General features: G+C 71.2%; 3 protein-coding genes. All 3 read right to left on the reverse strand.

Annotated features, from left to right (window positions below):
• Nucleotides 1-229 precede the first annotated feature (229 nt).
• A complete protein-coding gene (locus PSH25_RS26730; protein ID WP_238661664.1) occupies nt 230-1,651 on the reverse strand; it encodes a glycoside hydrolase family 62 protein in 1,422 nt (473 codons plus the stop codon).
• Nucleotides 1,652-1,860: 209 nt separating this feature from the next.
• Complete coding sequence (locus PSH25_RS26735) at nt 1,861-2,301, reverse strand: OsmC family protein (RefSeq protein WP_238661665.1); 441 nt, start codon at nt 2,299-2,301, stop codon at nt 1,861-1,863.
• 25 nt (nt 2,302-2,326) lie between these two features.
• A partial coding sequence (locus tag PSH25_RS26740) for a multicopper oxidase family protein (RefSeq protein ID WP_238661666.1) occupies nt 2,327-4,008 on the reverse strand: 1,682 nt, incomplete at its 5' end.

Consider the following 4,008-nt stretch of genomic DNA (forward strand, 5'->3'; position numbering starts at 1 on the left):
GGCGGCAGGCCCCAACCGCGGGCCGAGGACCAGGACCGAGGGCCGGGGACCAGGACCGAGGGCCGGGGACCAGGACCGAGGGCCGGGGACCAGGACCGAGGGCCGGGGACCAGGACCGAGGGCCGGGGGCCCGGGGGCCCCGCGCGCCAGAGGATCACCTGCACCCGGCGTGGCGCGGGCGGGCTCGGCGTGACGCCGAGCCCGCCCGTTCCGGACCGGTCGAGCGTGATCAAACCGGGCGCTGCAGGGTCAGCAGACCCGGCCGGTACGGCAGCAGCCCGTAGTCGCCGCCGGATTGCGGGGAACGACCCTGGTAGAGCAGTTGCAGGTTGCAGGCGTTGACGGTCATCGTCTGGTCGGCGCTGGTCCGCAGCAGCTCGCCGTGGCTGATGTCGTTGGTCCAGGTGGCGCCGCTGTTGGCCTTACCGGCGAACGGGTTGCTCTCGCTGGCGGCCTGCGGTGTCCACGAACCACCCAGGCTGGTGGCCGTGAACGAGCGGAAGTAGCGGCCCTGCGAACCGATTGCCTCGACGATCATCAGGTAGCGGCTCTGGCCCTGGAGCTTGTAGACCTGAACGGCCTCGAACAGGTTGTTCGTGGTGTCGCTCATGATGGTCGTGTAGTTGGAGCCGAAGCTGCCCGGGAAGTTCCCGATCGGCATGCTCGCCCGGTAGATCTTGCCGTTGTCTCCGGCGAAGAACAGGTACATGTTCTGGTCGTCACCGATGACCGCCTGGTCGATCGGGCCGGTGCCCGAACCGGTGATGCTTCCGCTGAACAGCGTCTGTGCCGCCGACCAGCCGTTCGGGTTCGTCGGGTCGGTCGAGGTCCGGTAGGAGAACGCGGGCCCACCCCACTGGTAGGCGAGCACCCAGATGTTCTTCGGCGCGAAGTAGAACAGCGACGGTGCGACGGTCGCGTTGTTCATCGCGTTCTGGCTGGCCGAGGCCATCTGCGAGTAGTTCGTGAAGAGGCCGAAGTTCATCGAGCCCCACCTGGTGCCGTTGTCGTGGGTGGTGGCGTAGACAAGTTGCTGGCCGTTGTAGGGGGCGACGGTGAAGTCCTTGAGTGACACCCAACCCGACCTCGGGGTCGCCAACACCCCGGTGGAGGACCACCGGTACGTCGAGGGAAGGTTGCACGTCGGCGGCGGATCGGTCGGCGGCGGGGTGGTCGGCGGTGGGGTGGTCGGCGGCGGGTCGGTCGGCGGCGGGGTCGTCGGCGGAGTCGTCGTGCCACCGGTGCAGGTGACGCCGTTCAGCGCGAAGCTCGTCGGGTCGGGGTTGCTGCCCGTCCAGGACCCGTTGAACCCGAACGAGACCGTGCCGTTGGTCGGGACCGAGCCGTTGTAGCTCACGTTTTTCGCCGTCACCGCCGACCCGCTCTGCGTCAGCGACGTGTTCCAGGCCTGCGTCACCGTCTGCCCGGCGCCGTACGACCAGGTCAACGTCCAACTGCTCAACGGATCACCCAGGTTCGTGATCGCCACGTTGGCGCCGAAGCCGCCCTGCCACTGCGACGACACGGCGTAGTTCACCGAACAGCCCTCGGCCGCGGCGCCCGCCGGCAGTGCCGCGACAACTGTCGACGACACCAGTAAGCCGACGCCGGCCGCCACCAGACCGACATTGGTGGCTCTGGATCTGGTCATATAGCACCCTCCTCGCGGGACGGCGGCCCAGACGTTGGTGGTGGCCGCTGCGCGGCGACTGGATGTGAGCGTTAACAGGCCGCGTCAGGTATGCTACGGGAGCGCTCCCATACCATCAACCGGCATCTATCTCCGGTTTCCGCCCACGCTCGGCTATCCCGGTGTGGCCGCCCCGGAGAACGGACCACACCGGACCTGAGCAGCCGTGCTCAGCGACGATCAGTCTCCGCCACGGCGATCGCCACGGGAGTGCCGAGCTCGACCGTTCGGGAGACGGTGCACAACCGATCGTGCGACTGCTGCAGCGACCGGGGCAGCGCCGCACGGGCCGCGTCGCCCTCCGCGCCCTCCGGGAACGTCACGGTGAACTCGACCCGCAGGTTCCGCATCCGGTTTCCGCCGGCCTCGTCCCGGATCTTGTCGCCGGTGACGGCGACGGCGAACTCGGTCGGCTCGGCACGACGGCTGGTGATGTGGTCCACGTCCACCGCCGTGCAGCCGCCGATGGCAGCCAGCAGCAACTCCACCGGCGTGAAGCTGCCGTCCTCGCCCGTGCCCAACGACACCGACCCGCCACGGGTGTTCCGCACGACGTAGTTGCCCAGGCTGGTGCGCTCGATCTCCACGGAGCGGAAGGTGTCCTCAGTCATGACAGAAAACTACCGGCATCCGCGATCAGGAGTACATGAGATGCAGCGTCATCCCGGCATCGGCGTGCGCCAGGTTGTGGCAGTGGTTGGCCCACATCCCCGGGTTGTCGGCCCGGAACGCCACCTCCCACACCTCGCCCGGGCGCACGTCGAACGAGTCCAGCCACAGCGGGCTTCCGGCCGCCGGCTCTCCATCGCTGGCCAGCACCAGGACGTGGTGGCCGTGCAGGTGCCACGGGTGCACGACCTGCGACCGGTTGACGATGGTGAACCGCACGACGTCGCCCAGGCGTACGACCTGCGGTGGGATGTCCGGGTCGGCCGCGCCGTTGACGGTGTGGGCGTACCGCGGCAGCAGTCCGCGCAGGTCGAGGCCGCGATCGAGGACGAGGGTGAACGTCTTGTCGAACCGGGGCCAGGGCACCGGAGCGGTCGCGCCGTAGCCGAGCGGATCGAGCACCGGCCAGGCGCCGGTCACCGTCGACACCGGGCCGGTCGAGTAGACCGCCCGTCCGTCGACGAACAGCGCCACCGGGGTCGCCGGCGCGTCGAAGACCAGGTCGTAGCGGCCCCCGGCCGGGATCAGCACGGCGGTGTCCACCAGCGGTGTCGGGCCCCGCAGGTCGACGCCGTCGATCGCGGCCACCCGGAACGCGGTCCCGGCCAGGGCGTACCGGTGCGTCGTGCTGTCGGTGTTGATCAGCCGCAATCGCACCGGCACGCCGGCCTCGACCTGCTCCACTCTCGGCGCGGGCAACGGACGGCCCGCCAGGGTGTGCACCGGCACGGTGACGTCGAGGCCGGTCACCGGCCCCGGCCGCACCACCAGCGCACCGTAGAGACCCATCCGCACGCCGACATCGGAGGCCGAGTGCGTGTGGTACCAGTACGTCCCGGCCTGGTCGGCGCGGAACCGGTAGACGAACTCCTGCCCGGGCCGCACCGCCGCCTGCGTCACCCCGGGCACCCCGTCCTGGTCGTTCGGCACGTCGTACCCGTGCCAGTGCAGCGTGACACCGCGCCCGATGTCCCGGTTGCGCAGCGTCACCTCCACGACGTCGCCGACGGTGGCGGTCAACTCCGGTCCGGGTACCTGAGCGTTGAACGCCCACGCCGCGACGTTCCGGCCGCCCGCGTCCACCGTGGCGGTCCCGGCCGTCAGGGTGAACCGCCGGGTCGGTTCGTCGGAGATCCGAGCCGCCGGATGACCGTGATCATGCGGTACGGCGGGCGCGGCGTCCGGGGCGACGGTCAGCCCGGTTCCGGTCAGCAACGCCGCGCCCGCCACCACGAGGGCCACCCGGGACACCGTCCGGGACGGGCGCGCGCCGAGCGCACGCCCCGAGATCACCGTCGCCGCCACGACCCCGGCGACCGCGAGCAGCCCCGCCCCCGCCGACGCCGGATAGCCGTGCAGGATCGTCACGAGCAGGGCGCTGCTCGTGGCGTACCCGGCGAACAGCAGCGGGACCGCGACGGCCCGGATGTCGCCCGGGGCCCGGAGCAACCGCGGACCGGCGACGCCCACCGCCGCGAGCTCCAGTGGGCCCGCGATCAAGACCTTCTCCGCGGCGAACCACCAGCCGGCGCGGGCGAGGGCGGTGACCGTGATCGCGCGGGCGAGCGTGGCGAGCAGCGCCACGGCCGCCAGGCCCAGTGCGAGCGGGCGGCGCCGGGCGGCGGCCGCGGCGCCACCACCCAACCAGG

The sequence above is a fragment of the Micromonospora foliorum genome (genome assembly GCF_022229015.1).
GTDB classification, from domain to species: domain Bacteria; phylum Actinomycetota; class Actinomycetes; order Mycobacteriales; family Micromonosporaceae; genus Micromonospora; species Micromonospora foliorum.

What these genes read in the sequence shown, in the direction of transcription:
- PSH25_RS26730 (WP_238661664.1), bottom strand. Translation starts at nt 1,651, where the DNA reads ATGACCAGATCCAGAGCCACCAATGTCGGTCTGGTGGCGGCCGGCGTC.
- PSH25_RS26735 (WP_238661665.1), bottom strand. Translation starts at nt 2,301, where the DNA reads ATGACTGAGGACACCTTCCGCTCCGTGGAGATCGAGCGCACCAGCCTG.